This is a genomic window from Enterobacter asburiae (genome assembly GCA_011754535.1).
Lineage (GTDB): Bacteria > Pseudomonadota > Gammaproteobacteria > Enterobacterales > Enterobacteriaceae > Enterobacter > Enterobacter cloacae_N.
The window spans coordinates 3,710,863-3,734,954 of record JAAQVN010000001.1; the positions used below are offsets into that span (position 1 = coordinate 3,710,863).

Genomic DNA, 24,092 nt, shown 5'->3' on the forward strand with positions numbered 1-24,092 from the left:
GCACACTTATTGTACTATTCAATAAGTTAGCGTTCCGGGCTGGTATCCAGGAAGTGAAATCTGGTATACTCAGTTCAACACTATTGGGGCTGATTCTGGATTCGACGGGATTTGCGAAACCCAAGGTGCATGCCGAGGGGCGGTTTGCCTCGTTAAAAGCCGCAAAAAAATAGTCGCAAACGACGAAAACTACGCTTTAGCAGCTTAATAACCTGCTCTGAGCCCTCTCTCCCTAGCTTCCGCTCTTAAGACGGGGATCAAAGAGAGGTCAAACCCAAAAGAGATCGCGTGGAAGCCCTGCCTGGGGTTGAAGCGTTAAAACTAATCAGGCTAGTTCGTTAGTGGCGTGTCTGTCCGCAGCTGGCGTGCGAATGTAAAGACAAACTAAGCATGTAGTACCGAGGATGTAGAAATTTCGGACGCGGGTTCAACTCCCGCCAGCTCCACCAAAATTCTCCATCGGTGATTACCAGAGTCATCCGATGAAGTCCTAAGAGCCCGCACGGCGCAAGCCTTGCGGGCTTTTTTGTGCCCTCAGTTTGTCCCCCGAAGTCTGAACTCGACTAATTAAATCCGAACCTTTTAGGCACCTTGTTAGGCACCTCATAAAGCTTTATTGTTTTTGAGGTGCCTAAAACTATGGAAACCCGGCAATGGCAAGACAAACTAAACCTCTCTCCGTTAAGGAAATCGAATCTGCCAAACCTAAGGAAGTAGACTATGTGCTCTATGATGGCGATGGCCTTGAGCTACTGATCAAATCCAGCGGAAGTAAAATCTGGCAATTTCGCTACATTCGCCCTGTCACTAAGAAACGAGCGAAGAAGAGCATTGGTCCCTACCCGTCAGTTACCCTTGCCGATGCCAGAAACTACAGAGCAGAGTCTCGCTCACTCCTGGCGAAACAAATCGATCCACAGGAACATCAGCAGGAACAACTTCGCAGTTCGCTGGAAGCCAAAACCAATACTTTCCAGCTCGTGGCTGAACGTTGGTGGAATGTGAAGAAGGCCAGTGTGACAGAGGACTATGCGGAAGATATCTGGCGCTCTCTTGAAAGAGATGTCTTTCCTGCGATTGGCGACGTTAGCGGAACTGAAAAAAGGTCAGTATGAGCTATGTACTGAAACGTTCATCTACTGTCCGGATAGAATCACTCAGCTAAAAATGGCCGCGTACTGGCTGGCGATACGTGCAGGAAGCGGCTGGATTCGAAAACGGACGCTCAAGGCTGTTCAGTCGAATCTGTAAGAGCCAGTCAGCGCGCCATGTATTAACGCACCTGATAATTTGCAACGTCTCTCCCTGGCACAAAGCTGACATCCCAACCTGTATCAGATCATTAAAATTGCCATAAGTTAAGCCAGTAACTCTCTGGTATGACGTAGCGCTTGCGCATCAGGCTGGACAACCAAATTTGATGTTCGCTGAAAGCTGGTTGGTCCCAGGCGCAATGCCTATTGTCAGCTTGCAGGTGAAATAATAACAGAAGGCCTAGGCAATGCGTGTTATATGCGAGTATGAAAACCTCCACACTGGTGGTTGAGAGGCATGGCATGAAATTACGAATCACAAGAGCAATCGGCCTCAGCAAGTTCTCGCCACGTTGGGTTAAGGTTATCTGTTTACGATTAGCAAAAAATGATATTGAGCGCTCCCTCAATGCTCTTCTGGCCAACATTGATGAATCTGAGCTCTCTCCAGAGCAAGTCAAAGCGTTTAGGGAATGCGTTGACAGGATTAACCTGGCACGGGGTAAGGGGATGCAGGCGTGAGCACTTTTAATTAAGCATTTTTCGATGTTGCTTTGGCAATGATGGCTTTTATCCAAAAAATTTGGCAGGTGAAAAGTAATCTAAGCGTTTGATAAAAGGTAAGCCCAAACCATATATGCGCGGCGCGTTTGCAGCGCAAGTATCGATGACAGGCCGACACGGGCGGAGCTCTCGAAAGCCACATATGAGCCAATGAAGGCTGATGGGAGCTCATAGGGATTAAACTGTCCACTATAAGCGAAAAACGGACCTTCAAATCCGAACCGGTTCAATTGATTAACCTTGGCTGTCAGTCAAGCCATCGTTAACATGAATCCGATCGAAAATTCCTTATCGCATTTTTACAAATACGCAGTGGCAAGAAAGATAGATTCTGGCTCATGACAAGTTGAGTTGTTCATTTGTATAAAGAGTCTTCGCCTTCAGGACGCGTTTTGAACCTGCGATGCATCCACAGGTATTGCTCAGGAGCACGGAGAATTTCACGCTCGATGATCTTGTTCATATAAGCCGCTGCGGCGACCTTATCTTCCCCTGGATAACCTGCCAACGGATTGCTGATATACATGTGATAACCTTTTTTATCGCTACGTCGAACCATGCTAAGTGTGATCAAGTGTGCACCAGCGAGTTTTGACAGAGCATACGTTCCGTTCGTCGTGGCTGCTTTTTTTACCGAGAAAAAAGGTGCAAAAACGCTTCCCTTAGACCCATAATCCTGGTCTGGTGCAAACCAAACGGCTTCACCTGCTTTTAGCGCATGAACAAAACCTGATAAATTACGTCGATTAATCATAGCCTTATTTGAACGCATACGCCCTTTTGTCTGTACCCATTCCATTAATGGATCATTGTGTGGGCGATACGTTGCCATCATAGGATGGCATAACCCCATTATTCTTCCACACAACTCAAGGGACATAAAATGAATCCCGACAACCATTACTCCTCTTGTCGCACCGGTCAGGTTTTCAAGCCCTTCGACATCAAACCATTTTTTGACTCTCGCATCGCTCCAGAACCAGGCCATTCCTGTTTCCATCAGTCCCAGCCCGAGAGAAACAAAGTTTTTATTGACCATCTGGCTCCGGGCAAACGGTGTCATCTCGGGAAAGCACAGTTCGATATTTCTAATCGCAATTCCTTCCCGGCGTTTCAGAAAGGGTCTGGATATTTTTCCAAGGCCTGAGCCCAGAGTATGTAAAACCGGGTAAGGAAGTTGAACGAGAAGCCACAGCAGACCCAAACCAGACCAGGTAAGCCAGTGGCGAGGATGAAGTAAATTATGAGTAAAAGTCTGTGCCATAAATTTCCTTAATGCTAATGAAGGTTATAACGCAAAAGGAAAACAATGAAGCAATTTGTCTTTAGCGATACATTTTGTTTTAGACAATTTAAAGTCATCTAAATTCAGAAAAAAATAACTTTGCAATGACTGGTAAAGAATTTAAAGAGTCAGGAATGAATTGTAAGCCAGCAAAGTTATTCTGTTATAAATCCATGTTTTATCATTGATACTCAAGAAATTGTCTTCTTGATTCATCATCATCAAGGTACTCAAAAGAAAGAAGCCGAATTTTGGTAAGTTTATAAAACCACTCACAATCGTTTCGTTGAATAATTTCGCCTGGTTTGAAACATATCCCGGATGCCACCCGAATAATCGCATATTTACCATTACTAAACCTGACCCGGTGAATACAGAAAGGTTGGCCAGCCTGCCCGTGACAGCTGTTCGACAGGATATGTCCTTCAATAAAAACAGATTTTTTAGATTTCATTATCATACCCTCGACAACTGCAGTACAGGAGGAACGTTGTCATTTTCCGACATCACTGACGTTACGTGGCAGAAGCCGTTCAGCCGCCGATACACCAGCATTCTGAAGGTCTGAACAACAGTCCGCAGGCAGGGCACTCAAGAACCGCATCTTTTCTTAGTTTACCTGCTTTCTGATCGGCTCTGTATGCGCATACCGGGCAGGCAACATGAACCGGTCTTTCTTTAAAATACCTGAGCCCATTTGTATAAGACATAAATAATTCTCTGAGAAATATAGTAATTATTATACGCTTTAATATAAAAATAACTGGCATAAGTTATGTTAAGTTGTGTCTGAATGAGGTTGACGTGTCCGTCCCGAAGAGTTGCTGAGCGTCAGGAGCACCAGTTTAACCGGATCTTCTTCAGCAACCAGGACCGTCAACTCGCTGTCTATACCACTCTCACGATGGGCAAAAACGCTGTAGCCAAAACCATGGCGGGTCAGGTAATCACCGTGTCCGCGAACAGGTAAAGCCGTCGGCGACCAGCACTCCCCGCTCTCTTCATCGCGCAGGTAAAATGCCTCGCCGCTGCGATCGCTCACCGGATCGTTCTCCCACGGCGTCAACCGGTATTCATGGGCATTCTCATACCAGGTATAGGCCTGCCCTGCCTCTGAGATCACACTGCCAAAACGAGAATTTGCCAGTATGTTCGACCAGGGAGCCGGTGTAAGCGCATTTTCCCGAAGGACGATCTGATACTCCCGCCCATCCTGAGAAAATCCACCGTACCCATTGAAATGGCATAACTGACTGGTATCAGGGCTCCAGTCCGTATGTTGATTACGCTCGCGCACAGCACGCGGAATGAATGCCCTTGCCGGCGATTTCAGGGTATGAATACGCTGGTTAAGCTGCTCATTAATACCCCCTGCGCGGTCATCAAGATAAAGACAGGCCACGCTCATCAAAAGCAACTTATCCTCAGCGGAGAGATGCTCACCGTTCCGGACAAAAAGCCCGCCCTTTTTATCCAGCAGACTGGCTTCAGACCCGGCATAAATTAACTCCATAATCTGATTTTGTAATCCCTGCTGGTAGCCGCCGGGGCTGTTATTCAGAATAACCAAATCAACATCCAACCCTTTCTGTCTCCAGTAACGGTGTGCCTGAATCAGTGTGGTCACTGAGGTGATACTTTCCTCGCTGGTTATACTCAGCAGCACTATCGGCAGATCCCCTGAAATTGCCCAGCCCCACAGTCCGGACTGGCCACGCCGGTTGCGGCCTATCGCCTGGCCTTCGGCGCGCAGCTCCTGGACAGGGTAAAGCACAGCGCTGGCGAGACTATTGAACAACGTGGCATCATCTTCACTGGCGTTCATCTGGCGCAATACCACCAGACTGTGAGACCAGGCCAGTTCAAAGACGCGATCGGCGATAGGGTAATCGCGATATTTCTCCAGCAACGCCAGGCTCTGCTGACGGGTCTCGCTGATGCCATAAATGATATCAATCGTAACCGGCTGCCCTGGCTGCAGAATGATGGCGTTGCGAATTGCCAGTATCGGATCCAGCACCGAGCCCGACGTGTTGCCTAGCATCCCTCCCGTCTCTATTGCCTGTGCATTCGCAGGGTTTCTGCCACGTCCAATAAACCTTGCCCTGTCCGTTTCAAACGACACGTTATGTCGGTTATCGCCGTGCACCACCATCATGTGAAACAGGCAAGGGCCCGGTTCATCCGGTGAGCGCGGGCGCCGGTGGCAAAGAATAGCGTCACGCTCAGGAGCCAGCTCAGTCTGAATAAACAAATTGCTGAATGCCGGGTGTGCCAGATCGCTGGCATCAGGTGCCAGTACCACTTCAGCATAGGTTGTCAGCTCCAGAGAGCGAGGCTTACGACCACGATGAATCAGTGTGAGCCGTCGCAATTCAACATCATCCTCAGGAGAGATCACCACCTGAGTTTTGACGCTGAGTCCCCCTAAGCTGCGTCTGAATTCTGCCCCCGCATCGGTGAACAACACTTCCTCGTCTTGTCCGCTGGTGTAGCCTGTTGGTTGCCAGGTATTGCTCCACACATCTCCCGTCTGGGTATCGCGGATGTAGCAGAATGCTCCCCAGTTATCACGGGTGGTATCACTGCGCCAGCGCGTTAGTGCAATATCATTCCAGCGACTGTAACCACCGCCGCCCGCGGTCAACATCAGATGATAATGGCCGTTGGACAGGAGTTGAATATCCGGGGCGGGGGTATCCACGCTATAGAAAATACGGGGTGCATAGCGAACGGGTTTGACCATGCCCTCATGAGATTCAAAATGACGGCGCGGACTGTACAGATCGACCGCATCCGGCACACGCTCCTGTAACAGCAGGCTCGCTGACCGGAATACCGTGCTGGACATAAAGCGTTCAGTCATGGGGGCGTCAAGCAGCACATGAGCCAGCGCCTGAAATGCCATACCCTGGTGATGCGCCATCCAGGACTGTACCACCGCATAGAGCTGACCGGTTGCAAGACGTGAGGGGGTATAGTCCAGCGCTTCATAAAAACCGTATTCTCCGCGTGCACCATTTTTTTGCAGCCTGAACAGGTTCTCACAGGCTCTCTGTGGGGAAACCATCAGCGCCAGCAGCGTGGCGTAAGGAGCAACAACCATGTCATCGGCAAGTCCCCTGCGTAGACCGAGCCCCGGTACGCCAAATGCCTGATACTGATAATTATGCTGAACATCAAAAGCATGATAGCCAGACTCTGAAACACCCCATGGTACCCCGCGTTCTTTCCCCCAGTGAATCTGGCGCATAACCGCCGACTGACTCATTTCATCGAGCAGGCTGCCGGGCCAGGTGGGCATCACCAGATTCGGCATCAGATATTCAAACATGGATCCGCTCCATGACATCAGGGCAGTTTCATTATCAATCGTGGTAAACAATCGACCCAGCGCGTACCAGCTTTTAAGAGGCAGCTGATTAGTCGCAATGGCAAGAAAACTGGTCAGGCGGATTTCAGACGGCAGGAGATCGTAGTGGCTCTTGTCAGGCATATTGGTGTCACAGTTATAACCGACGCTGAGCAGACTGGTTGCTTCACTGTACAGAAAGGCGAAATCCATCCGGGCATGCTCATCCAGCCGCTGTTCCAGCTCGGTGATAATATTGAGTCGCATTCGGGCCTGCTCCGCCACTGACGCCGGAGGCGTTCCTGTACCGGTTAATGTCGGACGGGCAAGCTCGCTCAGCGTCGGCAGCGTCTGTTCATTCCAGGATGCAGGCAACCAGCCAAGCAACAGAGACCACTCATGGCAAAGCTGAACCAGTTGATGCTCCAGATATCCAGCCCAGCGCATCTGAAGAGGAGATCCCTGATGACATGCGCTGGTCAGATGGTTGCACTGGGTGCGCATGCTTTTCAGTTCGCTGAAAAGCGCCTGCGGAGAGAGCGACACCGCGTTCAGGCAATGCTTGCGCAGCAGTCTCAGGCTGTCAGGTGGGTTCTTACCCCACTGTTTTTCCAGAATATCCAGCGTATCGTTCAGTCCTGCCAGTATCTGTTGGTTGCTTAAAACAGGCTGATGACGCATGGCGGACAGGCCTGCACGCAGGGTCAATAAATGCCCGGCCATATTGCCGCTGTCGACGCTGGAGATATAGCGTGGACTTAGGGGGACCAGCGTACGGGTGTCATACCAGTTGTAGAGATGGCCCCGGTAGTGCTCCATTTTATCCATCGTGTCGAGCGTGAGCGACACGCGCCGGAGCACCTCTCCGCCAGGCAGGTAGCCAAAGTCCCATGCCGTCAGGTTAGCCATAAGTGAAAGACCAATATTGGTAGGAGAAGTTCGGTGTGCCACCGTCGGTTGTGGTATTTCCTGATAATTATCAGGCGGAAGCCAGTTCTCTTTTGCTGTGGCAAATGTTTCAAAAAAAGCCCAGATTTCACGGCTTGTCTGGCGTAACAGCTGTTTTTGTTCCTGATTAGGCGAAAAAAACTTACGCACGGGCTGGCGACTCAGCCAGCTCATCAGCAGCGGTGCCACACACCATACCAAACCGATCGGTAACGCAATCCCCAGCAGCTGTGGGGCAAATTGTCCGGTCAGTATTGTCAGCGCCACGCCACCGGCAACGTTCAGCCACATCGCCTGATAAAAACGTGCAACAGTGGGTCTGGCCTGACTGCTGTCCTGGCTGTGGCTGACCCACTGGCTGAGGTGACGCCTGCTTATCCCCAGTCGCCATAGCGTCACGGCGATCGCTTTCAGCGAATATCCGGCTTCGTGCGGCAGTATCGCAAAATTAAGGCTGATACCTGACAGACGCTTAAGCGCGCCCGCCCCCACCAGTAACAGATGCGGCTTCACGCGGCGACGCAGGGGTTTATGCAGAAGGTCGTGGCTAATGCAGAGGATGGCTGGCAGCAGCCATATCAGCAACAGTATGCCCAGCCAGTAAACCGGATTGGGTACCCAAAGCAGAGTGAAGAACAGCAATACCAGTAAGGAGGGGGCGACCAGACTGCGACGTAGATTATCGAGTAATTTCCAGTAAGAAAGCGCGGTCAGCGGATTCCTGACCCGGGTTCCATCGGCTTTTCTGACGCGTGGTTTTAGCCAGTTAAGCAGTTGCCAGTCACCCCGGATCCAGCGTGAACGTCGTGCAACATCCGACAGATAATTATTAGGGTACTGTTCGTACAGTAACACCTCGCTCAGCAGACCCGAACGTGCATAGCATCCTTCAAGCAGATCGTGGCTGAGTACCAGATTTTCCGGGCAGATGTTGGTAGTGGCCTGCATAAAAATATCAACATCGTAAATCCCTTTGCCCACAAACGAGCCTTCCCCAAAGAGATCTTGATAAATATCCGAAGACATCATCGAATAAGGGTTATTGCCCGGTACGCTGCTGCGCAGGGCTGCGTAACGCCCCTGACCGTTGCGTGGTATCTCCTCCGCAAGACCGGGCTGTAAAATACCGAATCCTTTGACAACCCTCTGGCGTACCGGATCATACTCAGGCGTATTCAGCGGATGCGCCATCGTCGCGACGAGTTTGTATGCCGTATCGCGCGGGAGCACCGTATCGCTGTCCAGGGTAATAACGTATTTTATGTGACCCGGTAAAAGGTGGGCAGGCATCTCTGCAACGCTGACGAATTGCGTTCCGGGATGGCGCAACCAGCTGTTCAGTAACGCCAGTTTTCCCCGCTTGCGTTCATAGCCCATCCACGCTCCTTCCGAGGGGTTCCATTCAGGCTGGCGATGTAACAGATAAAAACGTGGTCGGCCGGAGGGGTAGCGGCGATTAAGCGCCTGCGTATCGGCGATAGCCTGTCTGAGCAGCGCGTGACTTTCCGGCGAGGGTTCATTTTCAGAATCAGCAAAATCAGTGAGCAGCGCGAACCTGAGATTTTCGTTTTCATTCCCCAACCAGCAGACTTCAAGGCTGGTGAGGAGCTGGCTGAAACTTTCGTGGCTGGTCAACATGCAGGGAATGACTAACATGGTGGCACTGTCAGCGGGAATACCGGCTGAAAAATCCATCCCCGGCAAGGGGCGAGGAACGCGAAAACGGGTGGTTGCATCACTGAGCAAATCGCTCATTAACTGAGTTAATGCGATAATCAGAGGTAATATCACCGCGATCAATAGCCAGTCTGCGCCCTGCATGGCGGTTTCGTGCAATATTGCTGCGGTCGCTGCGGTTGTCAGCAACGCCAGGCTTCCAAGCCATGACAGCAGGGTTATTCTGTTGAAACTGTGCCGCAAGCGTATGAGCCTTGAGGCGTCTGCCAGGAGATGAATATCCAGCGCCTGTCGACCTTCGCCCGCAAGATAATAACCAACATGATGTTCCGGTGTATCGGGCGCTTTTTCCTCTGAAAGCGCCAGCACCTTCTCAGCAACCTCAGGCTCGCTGAGACCGCTGTCCCTGGCCAGAACCTCAACTACGTGCCGGTAATGATCCCGGGTATTGAAGTGCATCCGGGGATAGATGCCGGCAGGATCATTGCGTAATGCCTGTTCGACAACGCTTATCGTTTCGGCGAAATCAGCCCAGTCCGTTTCACTCAATAAACGCAGGCCCGCGATGCTGTTACTGACGGACAGCTGGCTGGCGGCAAGCTGCTGATTGAAACTATGTATGAGAACGTCAGTGGTGATCCCCTGTTCCCGAAGGCACTGATCAACCCAGGTCAGAGGTAACGACAGCGCGTTGCCATGCCCCTGCAGGCGCCGCACCAGCTCTGCGACAAACGCACTGGTTAACGGAGGTCGGGAGCGCGCCATATCGGCAACCACCATGATTAAATCACCAGGCGCACTCTCTGCGCATTCGACAATCCTTGTTATCCACGTATCAGCAAGGTTTCTGTCCTGCTGCGCTTTTATCACTTCCACACTGATACGACGAAGATTTTCAATCAGCGCAAGGCGCAGCATTCCCGGTAACGCCCAGACTTCACCCAGCGTCAGCGGCGTCACCTGTTGATAGGCAGTGAGATAGCTGGTCAGGCTGGCGGCATCCCAGCGGCCATCGCCGTGAGCAATGGCCTCAGATGCAATATGATAAATTCGTGGGCAATTCAACGGCGATACAAGCGACGGAAGACCTTTGCCAAAGCTTTTCGGCAGATGCTGGCGGACAGTGCGGATTTGTTCCTCAATCAGATAATAATTGTCCAGCAGCCATTCACCGGCGGGCATGATACTGGTCTTTTTACCCGAGTTAAGCTCATAGCAGTTTTGGGTAATGACGGCCTCATTGTCGCCAAGCCGTTTCAGAAGATAATAAGGATGCCTATCCGGTGATACTTTATGAGTCCGCGCCAGCTTCTGGCCGTAGCGTTCCATCTGGACGGTCGAAAAGAGTTCTGACCGCGGCGAGCTTTCACCGGCAGGATCGTTCGCCGAAAACGTTATGTTTTCGGCAGCATTCATCGGAATACGGGAGCGGTTAAACCACGCTCTGGGGATCATTTTCATAGCATTGCTCTGATGCGACGTTAGCGCGCAGGAGCAGTTGCGAAATCAGTTCAGAAACGTTCTCTCAGGATGGGCGTCAGGCATCAGGGATTTAACAGCTGCCGGAATCTAACATAAGTATAGGACATGAGCTCTGTTCTGCGGTTTTGGTCGAGCTAGCGTCGGGAGATAAACAGAGCCTTACATCCGGGGCAAAGCATGGTCTGGTTGAGCCGGATTTTTGACAACGGTTGTACTGATTTTAAGCCACAAACAGGACAGGCAGCAGTGGCAGTAGACGCACTGCTGAAGAATTTCATTGCGTAATTGATAACAGACATAACCATTAACCTTTCAATGAATGAGCTTCACCGTACCACATGTGGTTAAGTTTTAATCTATCTATTTTGACACACTGAAAATCAGGAAAGATAAATGTTCGCAGCCACAGGCCCCCTGAGACCGTTTATCCGTCAAAACTCTATGCGGCTTCCAGGGATGAGTAATTCTGATTCGCGAGAGTTAACGGCTGAAATGTGAAGCAGAACGTCTTTTCGTCCATCAGATGGGATGATGAGGCCTTTACCACTAAGAATATCAAAGCTTTTGACAATTCCTGTCATTTTATGGGACAAGTCAATTCCTTATTGAAAACACGTAAAGACTATACATTGAAAATGGCATTCAGCCACTTTTATTTTCCCTACAGGACCTCTGGACGGCTAAAAGATAATTTGCTTATATCGATTCCCTGTGCCTTAATGAATCCCATCAGTTCGATGTACTAATGAAAGTTAGAAATTTTCCGGGCAGTTCTCATTACCAGGCGCTATCGTTGATATCCCCTCTTTTGAGTCCATATGTTTAATCTTATACGTTTACTATCAATACAATCATGTATAACGGAGTCAGTATGACCTCTAGAATTATGGGCCTGGTTAAATGGTTTAACGAAGACAAAGGTTTTGGCTTCATCTCTCCTCTTGATGGCAGCAAAGATATCTTTGTCCATTTATCTGCACTTGATGGCGACAACTTTAAAACTTTATTTGAAGGTCAGAAAGTTGAATTCGCCATTCACCGCGGAGACAAGGGTCCTGCTGCTGCAAACGTAACACTTTGCGATAAATAAATCATTGTGGGTCTGCGATAACGATGAAGGATTATTCCTGAGTAGACAGATCCATAACTTAAATCAGATGAAAGTCGTTTATTCATAATATCTGATCAGCATATTTTTCAAAATTATGAGTATGCTAACCGATGTGATGAAGTGCAGTACTACTGCATAAAAAGTCTAAAAGCACAAACTAACCACATGTTAAATAAGAAGTGCGTAATGGCTTTGACCTTAATGGCATCTGCCAGTTAATATCCACGAGAGAACATGGTAATAGAATATGATTAAAGTCCTTGTTTTCTTTAATGCTGAATCCTGTAAAGTCATGACCGTTCTGGAAGGTATATCCTCTATCAGGCAGGAATATCCAAACGGTGAAGAAACACATCTTCGGATTATGTCTGCAGGTTTTCCTTCCTTAACTGGCGATCATGGTATTGTTTACGTGGCTACTGACAGGGAGTTAACGTCACAGGAGATACTTGATGCGGCCAGGAAATATTTATAGCATTTTTGTCATGCTCTCTGCTCCACGTTTAATTGCATGCTTACCCTATTTATCAGAATCGAACAAAAAATGAGTTGAAAACATTTATGGCCTGCTAACAGCAGGCTTTTTTTTACATTACACTTTTTAGAAACACCTCTATAAAGAGAGAGTAATTCGCTACCTTCTGACAAAATGCAGGTGTCTCTCCCCTGCGTGCCATCTTGCCATTTGTGAAAAACCTTGCTAAGCGGCGGCGCTGTCTCTCCTCATTTTAAATCTCATCAGGTGTGACTGAAGCAATAAGTTATGAGGATATAAAAAGGCTCTCCGGATGACTCCTGGCATCATAGTTTTAAGTACCTTCAAAAATGCATGGACATTTCGTATGAGTTGTAATTTAGTTCTTGCACATTCTTCTTAATTTTTCTTGCGATAAGAGATTTATATAAGTAGTCTAAACCTCGTTAATAACAATATGTCCCAATCGCATTAAAATGCTCAGTAAGAAAAATCGTGTTGATGAGCAACCGTCGACATTGGTATTTGCTGAACAACGAAAAAACTTTAAAAGGTCTCTTTATGTCAGATGCTCTAACACAGTTAAACAATATCCGTACCTTACGTTCTCAGACTCGTGAAATGTCATTAGATGTACTGGAAGATGTTCTGGAAAAGTTTAAAATTATTCTTATAGAACGACGGGAAGAAGAGACATTACGTCTTGCAAATGAAAGTCAGCGCCGCGATAAACTGGAATCACTTCGTCAGATGATGCTTGATGAGGGTATCGACCCATCCGAACTTATGGCTGTTGTTGGCTCTCCGGGTAAGGTTAAAAGGACGCGCTCCCCCCGCCCCGCGAAGTATCGATATACTGACGAAACTGGAGAGCCAAAAACATGGTCAGGTCAGGGGCGAATGCCGAAGCGGCTCTCAAAGCTGATTGCTGAAGGTGGGGAATTAAAAGATTTTGAAATCAGTTAAAAAGAACCGGGTTATACCGGTTCTTTTTTTATAGGCCGCAAGTTGCCTTAGAGAATAGTCGAGAAACATTTAGTTCCGTCGATGTAGCCGAGGAGCTGTTTTAAGGGACAAAACGGTTATCTTGCAGATCGTTACAGCGAGCGAAAAGAGAGCCATCTGGAGTTTTCATTCCGAGTCAATCAGGACAAAAAATAACGTATGTTCTTCGTGAATCCATACTGCATGAGCTTAACAACGTCTGCGATAGGCACAAAGCGGACATTCCTCAAATATCCTTTCTGCCGTCAGTTAACCCAGTCTTCAAGCGTCAGGCCCGGCACCCGCTCAAACTCCAGCACATTGTTCGTCACCAGCACGGCGCCGGCGGCAATGGCGTGCCCGGCAATCGCCGTATCGTTCGAGCCGATCGGCGTCCCGGCGAGGCGCAGCGCGACCTTGATTTCTGTAGTCGCATCCACCGCGGCGCGGTCCCAGGGCAGGATGGCATCCAGACGAGTGCAGAACGCGTCAACCAGCTGCACGTGCCGGGGCGAGGCTTTCGGGCCTGTGGCCCCGAAGCGCATCTCCGAGTAGGTGATGGCCGAGACCACGATTCGATGGCCACGCAGCACCGCCTGCTCCAGGCGCTTCAGCACCGCTTCAGGCTGCTCGCGCATGATGAACGAGCAGATGTTGGTGTCGAGCATATAGATCTTGTTCACAGGTTAAATCGTACTTCGTCGCTGACAACGTCCTCGCGCTCCGCCATAAAGTCCGGGTCTGCTTTTTCCAGCTGCGCGAACGAGCCCCAGGTCGGCCGGACGGGGCGCAGGATGATGCTGTCCCCCTCCCGGACGATCTCCAGCTTGCTCACCCCCTCAAAATCCAGATCGCGGGGCAGACGGATGGCGCGGTTATTGCCGTTTTTAAAAATGGATACGGTTCTCATGATTTTCTCCCGGGTGAGTGTGGATATGTAATGCATATCTGGAATGTTGTTCATTGCACCGGGTGCGTGCATATGTCCAGTATAGGCAGATGCTTAGCATATGTATAGGTGCAGCATATGCAGATGTTGAGGATATACGTATGTTATACCTGTGCAGATGCCCGGCATATGGATATGCCACACCTATACACATTTCTCTCTTTTTCTGCTGAGATCCGGAAAAAGGTAAAGTCGGATCTTGAGCCACGGGCAGGCAGACTTACGCCCTGTCTTGTCACCGTAGAAAAGGCATAAAAAAACCGCCGGGAAGGCGGTCTGTATGCAGCTGACAGGGTGGATCACGAGATAGCGCTGGCCAGCTTGGCCGCAAATCCGATGAAAAAGAGACCGACCAGGGCATTTCCGGTTTCAGGCAGTCTGCTGTGGCGCATCACGCCGCCAATTGAATAACACATCCCCGTCAATACGACTCCCGATGTACGCTTACGAGCAGGGGAAGAGCTTTTACAAACAAAAACCGTCCATGGTATTACACACCGATATCGTCGTTCATGGCGCTGCTCCTGGAATAATTCGCGCCATTAAAACTGAAAATTGTCGAGATTCGCCTGACGAACAGTCAAGGACCTGTCAAGAAGCGAAATTTATCTGCTTTTCAACGGGACAAAGGAAAATGAAGCCTTATCAGCAGTCCACCCTGTGGTGGCAGATGAGCACTGATCCTGCCCCCGTGGGCAACGCATATAGCTTTTGCTATGGAAAGTCCCAGCCCGCTGCCGCCCGAATGGCGTGAACGGGAAGTTTCTCCCCGCTTGAAGCGTTCAAACATGGTGCTGAGAAATTCCTCAGGGACCCCCGGCCCGTCATCACTGAAATCAATCAGACACCACTCTTTTTCAACGCGCATGTCTATCCTGAACGTCCCACCCTGACGACCATAACGGACAGCGTTTTCCATGAGAATGGTGAGTACCTGCCCCACCCTTAAGGGATCAACGTGCAGGATTGTTTTCTTTTCATATTTGAATTCTGCTCTGACTCCGGCTTCATCCATAATGGGGCTGAAACCGTGCAACCGCTCCTGAATAAGTTCACACAGATTTGCCGGGACAAAATCCATGCGAAGCTGACCGGCATCAGCAAGAGAAAGCATGTGTAAATCATTTATCAACCTGCTCAGATAGCCAAGCTGGTTCATAACCATTTGTAACTGGCGCGGTTCAGTTGTAAAAACACCATCGAGCATCCCCTGCAGGCGTCCAATTGCCGCTGTCAAAGGGGAACGTAACTCGTGGGCCATCGCAACATGAGATTCTCTCAGTTCTTTTTCATATAAAGCCAGTTGTCGGGTCATGGCGTTAAAGTCTTGCGAGAAATCGACTAATTCTGCCGGCGCATTGTCTACGCGTTCAGCCTGGGCACCAAACTGCCCCATAGTGACGGCTTCGGCTGCCCTCTTAAGATGGCCAAACTGTTTAGAAAGTGGGCGCGCATTTCTGAGGCCGAAATAAACGATAAAAGGAATGGTTACCAGGACAAGAATGCCAACCGTAATCCAGTCTGATGAGGAAACAGAAGGATCTGAAAAACGCACTCCCCACCATGTATCAACAATTTCATGGAACCGGGCAAGATCGGTTTCAGGATGTTGCCTCAGTGCAAGAAATTCTCTGAAAACATCCGGGGGCATATGCTGAGTAATCCACGTATATTGCACTGCGAAACGCAGCCACATGCAGAACGCAATGAGAATGACAGTACCGATTGCAAGAGTAAGGATGCGAATACACATCCATTGCCACAGAGTCTGATGGTTTTTTTTCATGGGTGTGAGAACCTGTATCCAAATCCACGAACATTTAGCAACACGGCAGTCATGCCTGCTGCAGCGAGTTTTTTTCTGAGATTATAAACATGCGTGTCCACCACTCTGACCAGAGCATCGCTTTCTGGTATGCAGTTTTCAAGCAGGTACTGCCTGCTGAGAGGCCGGAAAGGCGATCGAACCAGTTCTGTCAGCAGTGAAAACTCCGTGGGGGTAAGTTCAAGATGATATCCACTGCTGCTGCCATCTTTCACCGTTGCGAGCATGGTCTCGGTAAAGACCGTCAGAGACTGCCAGATTATCTTCCCGTCCGGTGAGGCGATATCTGATGAAGGATCTGTTTTTTCCGCTCTTCTCAACACTGCGTGCACCCGGGCGATGACTTCGCCGGGATGGTATGGTTTGCAGACATAATCATCGGCGCCGAACCGGAGTGTACCTATTCGATCCTCTGCGTCACCCATGGCGGTAACAATTATCACGGGGACGTCGCTCTCGCGTCTGACTGCCTGAAGCACCTCATTACCGCCGATACCCGGCAGCATCATATCCAGAAGAATCAGGTCAGGTTTCCAGAGCGCAAATTGTCTGAGCCCCTGATACCCGTCAGCAGCAGAAAGCATTCTGCTCAGCAGATAAGCTTCCAGGACTTCTGCTGCATCACTGTCATCTTCAATAACCAGTATTTTTTTTGTCTGCATTGCGCACCTTGACCATTTCTACATAAAACCCAGGCTGTTTATTGACAATCGGTTGCGATACTGAGGGCCTGGTTAATTTCACCTGCACTTGCAGGGTATCTGAAACAGAGGAATGTAAGGATGATAGGTAAAACAAGCTCGCTGTATATGGCCGGACTGGCTCTACTTTTCACTTCATACGCGCATTCAGATGACAGCGTATCGCAGGATGGCGTTACTGTCGGCGCAGGAGGTCAGTATGCTCCCCGGTATAGTGGCTCTGACAAAATGCGCCTGCAGCCTGTGCCTTTCCTGCAGGCGCGTAAAGGTGCACTCTTCTTCGATTCTCAAAAAGGTCTTGGCTATGACATTCAGAGTGATAACGGACTCTATCTGGAACATACCTTAGGCTGGGGAATGGGTCGTGCTGACCGTGATTCGGACTGGCGTGATGGCTCTGACAAGCTGAGGGGAATGGGCAATATAAAAGCCTCCGTCAATACTGCACTGGCACTAGGCTGGTCTGTCACGCCGTGGATGGTCATTGAGGGCAAAGCGACCTTGCCAGTGAGCGACAGTCAGGGAGTTAATTATCAGACTTCGCTGACATTCCTACCGGTACAAAACAAAGCTGACACTTTAGCCATACAGTCTGCGGCACTTTTTGGCGATGGACGATATATGAATACCTTTTACGGTGTCAGTGGGCAGCAGAGTTCCCGAACTGGTTATTCCCGTTATAACGCGCCAGGTGGATTTTATGGCGTAGCGACCACGGTTACATGGGGGCATCAGTTCGACGATCACTGGGGAAGTGCCATAACTGCAGGTTACACATGGCTGGGAGACCACGCTGCAGACAGCCCGATCGTATTTCGACGCGACCAGGTCATGGGTGTGATGGCCATTACCTATACCTTCTGAATCTAAAGGTAGTGAACTCAGTGCTGGATGAATGACGGAGAATATATGGCCGATAAAAAGCTTATTGACACTCTGCTTACCTGGATAAAAGGACATGCTGATAAGCAAATTACGGTTGCCGATGTGGCCTGTAAATCTGGTTATACAAAATGGTACCTTAACCGGCACTTTAAAAAGTACACAGGAAGAAGTATAGGGGTTTTAATCAGAGATGAAAAAATGAAGTCGGCTGCATCTGAGCTTATTTGCACTAACGAAAGAATTGCTGACATTGCTGAGAAATACCACTTTGAGTCTCAACAAACGTTCACTCGTGCCTTTACGCGTCATTATGGTATTTCGCCAGCCAGATACCGTCAGGCAATCCCCTCGATTAGGGATTCTAAAACAACTCTCACTGAGTTGCTTTAGCGGGTCTTCATCGTATTTTTTGTTAAAAAACTGAACGCTGAACAGTTGGTATCCCTAAGGGCTGCTGATGCAGCCCTCACAGGCCAGACTTCAATTGACTCCGATATTTCCAGTGCATCATCTACTTCAATGCCAAGGTAACGTACTGTGCTTTCGAGTTTTTTGTGCCCTAAAAGTAACTGGATTACCCGAAGGTTCTTCGTTTTTTTATAGATAAGATATGGCTTGGTTCTGCGCATTGAGAGAATCACCCTGCTTATATCTGTCCCAGATAATTGCCTTCTGTTCTGGCGTGTAGTTAATCCGTGTTCTTCGTTTCATAGCAACGTCCCCCTTGATTAAGGATAGTGTTGCATCGACCCGTTGAACTCACAGCACAAAGGGGACGTAAACTCTGAATTAACCTCTTTAACCAGAGTTTGCATTCCGCATAGCGTATGAAGCCCCCTGATGATGTAAAAGACAGATTTTTCCACTCAGTAAAATCCTTACCCGTCCCCGTCAAGGTAAATCAGTGCCTCATCAGGCAGTACGGGTACGCGATGCTTCAGCCATTTCAGCAGTATTTCTACGTTTTGCTTTCTGACAGTATTATCCGGCCAAACTAGGTAATATCCGTCACCGGTTGCCACCGCTTCCGGGAAAGGAAGTGTCAGCAGACCGCTTTTTAATGCCTCAGTGCTCAAAAGCAGGTCACCGACAGACACGCCGTGTCCGCTCAGGGCGGCAAGATTTCCCTGCTCCAGCGTATCGAAGACTTTCCCGCCACTGATGCTAAGCCCCGTAAAGCGCCCCGTCCTCTTCAGCCACCTCCGCCAGTCACGACGGTCCGGAGAGGGATGGATAAGGTCACATTCAGGAAGAGATTCCCGTGCGCTGGCAAGCATCGCAGGAGAGCAGACAGGTATCAGCCACTCGCTGAAAAGCAGCCTGCTCTCTGTCCCCTCCCCAAAATAGCCGTTGCCGAGCAGAATGGCACAGTCGTAGGGCTCACGGTTGAAATCCACCTCGTCCGTGTCCATCCAGACGCTGGTAATCTCTATCCCAGGAGTCATATGGTTTTTGCGGAAGTCGTTGAGCACATCAAGAAGCCATCTCATGGTAAGTGTTGAGGGGGCCTTAAGGCGTAAAAACTGGCTGTGACTTCTGAAGGCGTTACAGGCACGCTCTATGCTCATAAAACCCTCAGTCAGCTGTCCGGCCAGGGTGCGTCCCGCCTCGCTAACTCTTACTCGCGGTCCGTTTCGCCTGAAAAGCTCGCATTCAAACCATGCTTCAAGCGTGCGGATATGCCGGCTGACAGCACCCGGCGTAATGTTGAGTAATTCTGCTGCCTTACTGAATGAGTTCAGCCGCGCGGCTGCTTCAAAAGCCCGCAGTGCATAAAGAGGGGGTAGCGACATCAGACATCCTAATGTGAGTTTTACTCACATTAAGCGCGAGTTTTATCCGTTTTTCAACTGTCCCGCGCAGGTGAATAATCCTGCCCGAAAAGTTAACGGAGGGATTATCGTGGAAGGTACCCGTCTTTTCTTCGTCTGACTGCACCGTATCACGGTGGTCAGCTTTCCCGGACTCGACCGGGGCCAGACAGGTGCCGCACATCCCGATTTCACAGGAAATGGGTATATCAATACCGTTTTCTGTCAGCACGGTCGCAATCGATTTGTCGGCAGGGGTACTGAACCGCTGGCCAGAAGATGAAAGTGTGACGGTGAACGTGTAATATGCGCTCTGCTTTCGGATTGCTCTGCAGACCGGCGCTCCGTGCTGCGCTGAATACCTGACTCAGGTTGAGTTGGCACTTTACTGACAGAATCGCTCATGAGGGCAACCGGGCGGAGTCCGCTATGAGCGAGAGGTGGACGTACAGAACGAATTTCATTACATATGAATTAAACATTTCTTCCCTGGGAACGTCGATTGTCGTTTGGGATAGCCAGGCTTTAACCTGCTGGTAATCGTCAGTTCAGCCAGAAGAAAGAGTGTTCCGACAATGTATCCTGCACCTTTTTTACCATAATGATGCAGGCCTTCACCAAGTCACATCCTCAGGTGCCATTTCTGCATAAAGACTAAAACTGGCCATTCAAACAATCATCATTGTGGAATCAAAGTTAAACCCATATTAGTTTCATGGCATTCCATTTTTATCATGTCCTACGCGTTTTCCTCTCCTTTGTGTCTTTTTTATATGTCAATTTTGATTATGATGGCTTAACACTGAAGTATCCATCAGTAACCCTTCTGAAGAAGGTGAGGCATATTTCCGTAGATAAATCAATCAAATAACACTTTCTAAAGGAAAACGAATGAAACGTCCAAATTGGTTCCAGGTATCTGCAGAAGGCTCAAAGGCACTGGGAACTCTGCATCATTTCGCCACAACAGGAACAAATCTCCCGGAAGAGTTAATACATTTGGTTTTTTTAAGAGTATCTCAGATTAATGGCTGCGCGCATTGTATTGATATTCACACCCGCGATCTTATAAAGTGTGGCATGTCGGTAGAGAAAATAGTTCTGATTCCCGTATGGGAGGAGGCTACATATTTATTCTCGGATCTGGAGCAAGCGGCACTGGCATGGGCTGAAGAAGTTACCCGAGTAAGTGAGACACATGCTTCGGATGAAGCGTATTCTGCAGCGCTTTCAGTATTTGGTGAAAAAGATTTGGTCGATTTGACCATCGTTATTGCAACAATGAATGCACTTAATCGTATGGGCGTCAGCTTTCGAATGAAGCCGCTGGCCAAGGCATAAATTACCATTCGTTTTCTTCTCGCGATTGGTTACTCATTTCCCCCAAAGTAAAAACCGCCGAAAGGCGGTTTTTACTTTTTTAACAGCTAATGATGAATATAATCGATCTTAATATTCTTTTAAGAATGTATAATATTAGGTTAAAAATACACTATGAATACTATTTGTGTGCGATTATTACAACATATGTAAGCTTATAATTAAAAAATAAAGCCGCCAACAAGAAGTGTTGTTGACGGACATTTATTAATGTAATTCAGCACGATCCAGACCGTAAGCGCTATCCATCGATCCTGGTGCCATCTGTGATAAAATCTGGAGACGATTCCAAGCGTTGATTACAGCAATGGTGAATGTTAACTCTGATACTTCCACTTCAGAGAAATGTTCGCGCAATTCGCTGTAAAGCGCTTCGCTTACACCATTATCACCAATGCGTGTCAACGCTTCAGTCAGTGCCAGAGCAGCTTTCTCTTTGGCGCTGAACAATGGCGATTCCCGCCAGATTGCAACGTGATAAAGACGCAGTTCACGCTCCCCATGCATTTTTGCTTCTTTAACATGCATATCCAGACAAAACGCACAATGATTCAGCTGTGAGGCACGGATATCCACTAAGTGCTTAAGTTTTTTATCCAGTGAGATTTTTCCTAATGCCATAGAAGCATCGGCAAGTGTTTTAGCCAGTGCAGGAATGGTTTTAAAATGATTCACACGTGACGACATATTGTAATCCTCTTTTTAAAATAAACGATCAATGGTTTGCAGTGCATGAGGTAACGCTGTAGTACGAGCGACGGGGTCATGCGTGCCGTCTACCCGAATAAATTGCACGTCGGTAATGCCAATATATTCAAGCGCTACGCGAATGTAGGGCGTGAACTGGTCATCTGCTACAAATGGACCGTGGGCAAATACGCTGCCGCTGGCGACAACGCAATACACTTTTTTGCCGCTGACTAGTCCTATTTTTTTGCCCTCTGGCGTAAAGGCGAAAGTTCGTCCGGCGCGGGTTATATGATCGAACCAAGCCTTCAGCACCGAAGGCAGGCCGAGGTTCCACATCGGTGATGAGATAACCAGTGTGTCACAATCAAAAAGCTGATCTACCAGTTGTTCCGAAGTCTTAATAGCGGTGAGCTGAGCTTCACTGCGTAGGTCTGGTGGGGTAAAAAAACCAGCAATGGTAAATGCATCAAGATGTGGTAGCGGTCGTTGAGCCAGGTCCAGAACTGATTCTTCAAGCTCGGCATGATGCGCACGTAATTTTTCTACCAGGCGTTCAGACGCCGCGCGGGATGCCGATCCTGATAAATCCGGACTGACTTTAATGTGAAGCAGTTTCATCATTCTTTTCCTCAGTTAAGATCGCGATAAAAGTGCAGGCCGAGGGCGGTGTATCCGACACGCTGATAAAATGCCTGGGCTCCTGAATTTCTAATGGCGGTATCAAGGACCATCTGACCACAACCGTATTCACGTGCGATGACCGCTAAGTGATTCAACAGGATTGCACCCATCCCCTGACCGCGAGCCTCGCTCACTGTTACCAGATCGTCGACGTAACAGAATTGCCCGTGAATAAAATTTTCAAGCAGTCGATAACCGGCCAGCACCATTGGTTTGCCATCCTGCTCCAGTCCTGCAAGCCGATAGCCTTGCGCCTGCTGGCGCTGTACCTGGGCGATAAATTGTTTCTCATTCGTCAGTTTGCTGCGTAGTTCCCGCATCAGCGCAAAGCAATGAGCAAGGTCAGTAGCGGTGTCGTAATGTTCAATCTTCATGACGCCTCATATTGAGTGGCTTAGTTAATAGCCATATCTTAATCTTGTATGTCTGGTTAAAAAGGGCCATTATTGGACTTAATTGGTAGGACATCTAAAGGTGCATTTAATGGGGTACAAAGAGATTTATGCCCGCTATCGTCAGCAGATTCAGGACGGTCTTCTGAAACCGGGAGCGCGCGTTACCTCGATTCGTTCGCTAGCAAGCGAGTTGCAGGTAGCGCGAAAAACGGTAGAAACTGCGTATGAAATTCTTATTGGAGAAGGCTATTTCGTGAGTCTGGGGGCGAAGGGGACCTATATAAATCCAGAGCTCAGGCTGACCTCAACGGTCAGCGCAGACAACGCTGTATCGTCTTGTTCACTTAACACACAGGTTACTGAAAGAAAGGGTGATCTGAGGCTCGGAATCCCTGCCCTGGATGAATTTCCCCATAAAAAATGGTTACTAATATCGGGAAAAGCGGCGCGAAGTCTTCGTCCGGAAGAAATGCTCATGCCCCCGGTAATGGGCTTTCAGCCGCTACGTGAGGCCATTTCAAGTTATCTCAATATTTCAAGAGGACTGAATTGCCGACCGGAGCAAATCTTTGTTACCAGCGGCTATCGGGCCAACTTACGGTTAATTCTGTCGGTACTTGCACAGCCTGAAGATAAAGTGCTGTTTGAAGATCCTGGCTACTTTTATGGTCAGCAATTATTGAAGCGAATGGCATCCAATCTGCACTATATACCTGTTGATCGGCAGGGCATGGATGTTGATTATCTTCAGCGCTATCACAACGATGCACGCTTCGCTATCGTTACACCCACTCATCAAAGTCCGCTCGCAGTTAGCCTTTCATTACCGCGTAAGCATCAGTTGCTGGCCTGGGCACAGCAAAACAGTAGCTGGATAATCGAAGATGACTACGACGGAGAGTTTCATTACACACGAAAAGTAATCCCGGCGTTGAAAAGCCTCGATATGCATGACCGGGTTATTTATACCGGTACGTTTAGTAAAACGATAATGCCAGCTATGCGTATCGGCTATATGGTAATACCACAGGAGACGGTAGCCCGTTTCAGTGAACTGGGCGAAATCCTTGAAACGGGTCTGCCATTACTGCCGCAAAAAATACTTGCGCAATTCCTTAGCGAAGGACACTTCTACCGGCATATAAAAAAGATGCGCTTACTCTATCAGCAGCGGCGTCGCATGATGCTTGAAGCAATTGAAACGAGCTTTCCAGGGTTATTTGAATTTGAGCTTACAGATGGCGGGATGCATATTGTTGCCTTCCTGCAACGCGGTATTGAAGATATTGCATTAGCTGCATTATGGACACAACACGAGCTTTACGTCCGGCCACTCTCGAGCTGGTATGCGCAGACACAAAAACGTTATGGGTTAGTAATTGGATACACTAATATTCGCTCAACCGAAGAGGCGCAGAAAATTTTGGAGCGGGTTAAGGAAAAAACACTGGCGCTTATGCAGCATTAAGCTTTTTGATAGCCAGGCGTGAATAATAATCTCTTGTTTAACCGTATCGTTGCCTGATAAAAATATTTAGTCGATCACTCCCTGTAAATGAGGGTCGACTAAATATGATCGTGATAGTACATGTGTTTTTTAACAGGAATTTAGTCTGGTGTCGGTGCCATATATCTTCTCCAGGA

At 48.7% G+C, this 24,092-nt stretch carries 20 protein-coding genes, 1 other RNA gene and 4 pseudogenes; 11 read left to right on the forward strand and 14 right to left on the reverse strand.

Annotated elements, in window-relative coordinates:
- Nucleotides 1–85 precede the first annotated feature (85 nt).
- From ssrA to HBM95_17555, 3 genes and pseudogenes are all read left to right on the forward strand, one after another.
- Nucleotides 86–449, forward strand: a transfer-messenger RNA (tmRNA) gene (gene ssrA, locus HBM95_17545).
- Between the two features lie 204 nt (nt 450–653).
- Nucleotides 654–1,109, forward strand: a pseudogene (locus tag HBM95_17550) (integrase arm-type DNA-binding domain-containing protein).
- A gap of 447 nt (nt 1,110–1,556) precedes the next feature.
- Nucleotides 1,557–1,775, forward strand: coding sequence for a hypothetical protein (locus HBM95_17555; protein NIH44722.1), 219 nt, complete (start codon nt 1,557–1,559; stop codon nt 1,773–1,775).
- A gap of 397 nt (nt 1,776–2,172) precedes the next feature.
- On the opposite strand, the gene lpxP is transcribed toward HBM95_17555, so the two are convergent.
- The 4 genes and pseudogenes from lpxP to HBM95_17575 form a co-directional block, all read right to left on the reverse strand.
- A complete protein-coding gene (lpxP, locus tag HBM95_17560; GenBank protein ID NIH44723.1) occupies nt 2,173–3,081 on the reverse strand; it encodes a kdo(2)-lipid IV(A) palmitoleoyltransferase in 909 nt (302 codons plus the stop codon).
- Nucleotides 3,082–3,222: 141 nt separating this feature from the next.
- Nucleotides 3,223–3,453: a hypothetical protein gene (locus HBM95_17565; GenBank protein NIH44724.1), complete on the reverse strand. Its 231-nt coding sequence runs from the start codon at nt 3,451–3,453 to the stop codon at nt 3,223–3,225.
- A 448-nt stretch (nt 3,454–3,901) separates the two neighbouring features.
- Nucleotides 3,902–10,540, reverse strand: a pseudogene (locus tag HBM95_17570) (cyclic beta 1-2 glucan synthetase).
- Between the two features lie 452 nt (nt 10,541–10,992).
- Entirely contained in the window at nt 10,993–11,154 is a 162-nt protein-coding gene (locus tag HBM95_17575) for a cold shock domain-containing protein (protein ID NIH44725.1), read from the reverse strand.
- Nucleotides 11,155–11,432: 278 nt separating this feature from the next.
- On the opposite strand from HBM95_17575, the gene HBM95_17580 reads away from it, so the two are divergent.
- From HBM95_17580 to HBM95_17595, 4 genes and pseudogenes are all read left to right on the forward strand, one after another.
- Entirely contained in the window at nt 11,433–11,651 is a 219-nt protein-coding gene (locus HBM95_17580; GenBank protein ID NIH44726.1) for a cold-shock protein, read from the forward strand.
- 268 nt (nt 11,652–11,919) lie between these two features.
- Entirely contained in the window at nt 11,920–12,147 is a 228-nt protein-coding gene (locus HBM95_17585; protein NIH44727.1) for a hypothetical protein, read from the forward strand.
- 501 nt (nt 12,148–12,648) lie between these two features.
- Nucleotides 12,649–13,113 carry an H-NS histone family protein gene (locus HBM95_17590; GenBank protein NIH44728.1) on the forward strand — a complete coding sequence of 155 codons (465 nt, stop codon included), beginning with the start codon at nt 12,649–12,651 and terminating at the stop codon, nt 13,111–13,113.
- A 77-nt stretch (nt 13,114–13,190) separates the two neighbouring features.
- Nucleotides 13,191–13,308: pseudogene (locus tag HBM95_17595) on the forward strand (arsenical resistance protein ArsH).
- An 89-nt stretch (nt 13,309–13,397) separates the two neighbouring features.
- Here HBM95_17595 and HBM95_17600 read toward each other — a convergent pair.
- The 4 genes from HBM95_17600 to HBM95_17615 all read right to left on the reverse strand — a co-directional run bounded on the left by HBM95_17600 (nt 13,398) and on the right by HBM95_17615 (nt 16,567).
- A complete protein-coding gene (locus HBM95_17600; protein ID NIH44729.1) occupies nt 13,398–13,814 on the reverse strand; it encodes a type II toxin-antitoxin system VapC family toxin in 417 nt (138 codons plus the stop codon).
- Nucleotides 13,811–14,041: an AbrB/MazE/SpoVT family DNA-binding domain-containing protein gene (locus HBM95_17605; GenBank protein NIH44730.1), complete on the reverse strand. Its 231-nt coding sequence runs from the start codon at nt 14,039–14,041 to the stop codon at nt 13,811–13,813. The genes HBM95_17600 and HBM95_17605 overlap by 4 nt, the downstream gene beginning before the upstream one ends.
- A 655-nt stretch (nt 14,042–14,696) precedes the next feature.
- Nucleotides 14,697–15,866 (reverse strand): HAMP domain-containing histidine kinase, encoded by a 1,170-nt coding sequence (locus HBM95_17610; GenBank protein ID NIH44731.1) that lies wholly within the window; start codon nt 15,864–15,866, stop codon nt 14,697–14,699.
- Nucleotides 15,863–16,567, reverse strand: coding sequence for a response regulator transcription factor (locus HBM95_17615; GenBank protein ID NIH44732.1), 705 nt, complete (start codon nt 16,565–16,567; stop codon nt 15,863–15,865). The genes HBM95_17610 and HBM95_17615 overlap by 4 nt, the downstream gene beginning before the upstream one ends.
- 120 nt (nt 16,568–16,687) lie before the next feature.
- Between HBM95_17615 and HBM95_17620 the strand changes: the two genes are divergently transcribed.
- Together HBM95_17620 and HBM95_17625 are read left to right on the forward strand one after the other, a co-directional pair.
- Nucleotides 16,688–17,470, forward strand: coding sequence for a MipA/OmpV family protein (locus tag HBM95_17620; protein ID NIH44733.1), 783 nt, complete (start codon nt 16,688–16,690; stop codon nt 17,468–17,470).
- A gap of 45 nt (nt 17,471–17,515) precedes the next feature.
- Nucleotides 17,516–17,881, forward strand: a complete 366-nt coding sequence (locus tag HBM95_17625) for a helix-turn-helix domain-containing protein (GenBank protein ID NIH44734.1) — start codon at nt 17,516–17,518, stop codon at nt 17,879–17,881.
- Nucleotides 17,882–17,967: 86 nt separating this feature from the next.
- Here the strand turns inward: HBM95_17625 and HBM95_17630 are convergent.
- The 3 genes and pseudogenes from HBM95_17630 to HBM95_17640 all read right to left on the reverse strand — a co-directional run bounded on the left by HBM95_17630 (nt 17,968) and on the right by HBM95_17640 (nt 19,627).
- Nucleotides 17,968–18,123, reverse strand: a pseudogene (locus HBM95_17630) (integrase).
- A gap of 246 nt (nt 18,124–18,369) precedes the next feature.
- Complete coding sequence (locus tag HBM95_17635; GenBank protein ID NIH44735.1) at nt 18,370–19,284, reverse strand: LysR family transcriptional regulator; 915 nt, start codon at nt 19,282–19,284, stop codon at nt 18,370–18,372.
- On the reverse strand, nt 19,247–19,627 hold the full coding sequence (locus HBM95_17640; protein NIH44736.1) for a 2Fe-2S iron-sulfur cluster binding domain-containing protein: 381 nt from the start codon (nt 19,625–19,627) through the stop codon (nt 19,247–19,249). Before HBM95_17640 ends, HBM95_17635 begins: the two co-directional genes overlap by 38 nt.
- A gap of 566 nt (nt 19,628–20,193) precedes the next feature.
- Between HBM95_17640 and HBM95_17645 the strand changes: the two genes are divergently transcribed.
- A complete protein-coding gene (locus HBM95_17645; GenBank protein NIH44737.1) occupies nt 20,194–20,643 on the forward strand; it encodes a carboxymuconolactone decarboxylase family protein in 450 nt (149 codons plus the stop codon).
- A 246-nt stretch (nt 20,644–20,889) separates the two neighbouring features.
- On the opposite strand, the gene HBM95_17650 is transcribed toward HBM95_17645, so the two are convergent.
- From HBM95_17650 to HBM95_17660, 3 genes are read right to left on the reverse strand one after another with little or no spacing between them, the layout of a single operon-like run.
- Entirely contained in the window at nt 20,890–21,369 is a 480-nt protein-coding gene (locus tag HBM95_17650) for a carboxymuconolactone decarboxylase family protein (protein NIH44738.1), read from the reverse strand.
- Between the two features lie 15 nt (nt 21,370–21,384).
- Nucleotides 21,385–21,990 carry an FMN-dependent NADH-azoreductase gene (locus tag HBM95_17655; GenBank protein ID NIH44739.1) on the reverse strand — a complete coding sequence of 202 codons (606 nt, stop codon included), beginning with the start codon at nt 21,988–21,990 and terminating at the stop codon, nt 21,385–21,387.
- A gap of 11 nt (nt 21,991–22,001) precedes the next feature.
- Nucleotides 22,002–22,427 carry a GNAT family N-acetyltransferase gene (locus HBM95_17660; protein NIH44740.1) on the reverse strand — a complete coding sequence of 142 codons (426 nt, stop codon included), beginning with the start codon at nt 22,425–22,427 and terminating at the stop codon, nt 22,002–22,004.
- Nucleotides 22,428–22,536: 109 nt separating this feature from the next.
- Between HBM95_17660 and HBM95_17665 the strand changes: the two genes are divergently transcribed.
- Nucleotides 22,537–23,916, forward strand: coding sequence for a PLP-dependent aminotransferase family protein (locus HBM95_17665; GenBank protein ID NIH44741.1), 1,380 nt, complete (start codon nt 22,537–22,539; stop codon nt 23,914–23,916).
- Nucleotides 23,917–24,092 lie beyond the last annotated feature (176 nt).

Coding starts and splice junctions, on each gene's coding strand:
- HBM95_17555 (NIH44722.1), top strand. CDS start 1,557: ATGAAATTACGAATCACAAGAGCAATCGGCCTCAGCAAGTTCTCGCCA.
- lpxP (NIH44723.1), bottom strand. CDS start 3,081: ATGGCACAGACTTTTACTCATAATTTACTTCATCCTCGCCACTGGCTT.
- HBM95_17565 (NIH44724.1), bottom strand. CDS start 3,453: ATGGTAAATATGCGATTATTCGGGTGGCATCCGGGATATGTTTCAAAC.
- HBM95_17580 (NIH44726.1), top strand. CDS start 11,433: ATGACCTCTAGAATTATGGGCCTGGTTAAATGGTTTAACGAAGACAAA.
- HBM95_17585 (NIH44727.1), top strand. CDS start 11,920: ATGATTAAAGTCCTTGTTTTCTTTAATGCTGAATCCTGTAAAGTCATG.
- HBM95_17590 (NIH44728.1), top strand. CDS start 12,649: ATGAGCAACCGTCGACATTGGTATTTGCTGAACAACGAAAAAACTTTA.
- HBM95_17605 (NIH44730.1), bottom strand. CDS start 14,041: ATGAGAACCGTATCCATTTTTAAAAACGGCAATAACCGCGCCATCCGT.
- HBM95_17610 (NIH44731.1), bottom strand. CDS start 15,866: ATGAAAAAAAACCATCAGACTCTGTGGCAATGGATGTGTATTCGCATC.
- HBM95_17615 (NIH44732.1), bottom strand. CDS start 16,567: ATGCAGACAAAAAAAATACTGGTTATTGAAGATGACAGTGATGCAGCA.
- HBM95_17620 (NIH44733.1), top strand. CDS start 16,688: ATGATAGGTAAAACAAGCTCGCTGTATATGGCCGGACTGGCTCTACTT.
- HBM95_17625 (NIH44734.1), top strand. CDS start 17,516: ATGGCCGATAAAAAGCTTATTGACACTCTGCTTACCTGGATAAAAGGA.
- HBM95_17635 (NIH44735.1), bottom strand. CDS start 19,284: ATGTCGCTACCCCCTCTTTATGCACTGCGGGCTTTTGAAGCAGCCGCG.
- HBM95_17645 (NIH44737.1), top strand. CDS start 20,194: ATGAAACGTCCAAATTGGTTCCAGGTATCTGCAGAAGGCTCAAAGGCA.
- HBM95_17650 (NIH44738.1), bottom strand. CDS start 21,369: ATGTCGTCACGTGTGAATCATTTTAAAACCATTCCTGCACTGGCTAAA.
- HBM95_17655 (NIH44739.1), bottom strand. CDS start 21,990: ATGAAACTGCTTCACATTAAAGTCAGTCCGGATTTATCAGGATCGGCA.
- HBM95_17660 (NIH44740.1), bottom strand. CDS start 22,427: ATGAAGATTGAACATTACGACACCGCTACTGACCTTGCTCATTGCTTT.
- HBM95_17665 (NIH44741.1), top strand. CDS start 22,537: ATGGGGTACAAAGAGATTTATGCCCGCTATCGTCAGCAGATTCAGGAC.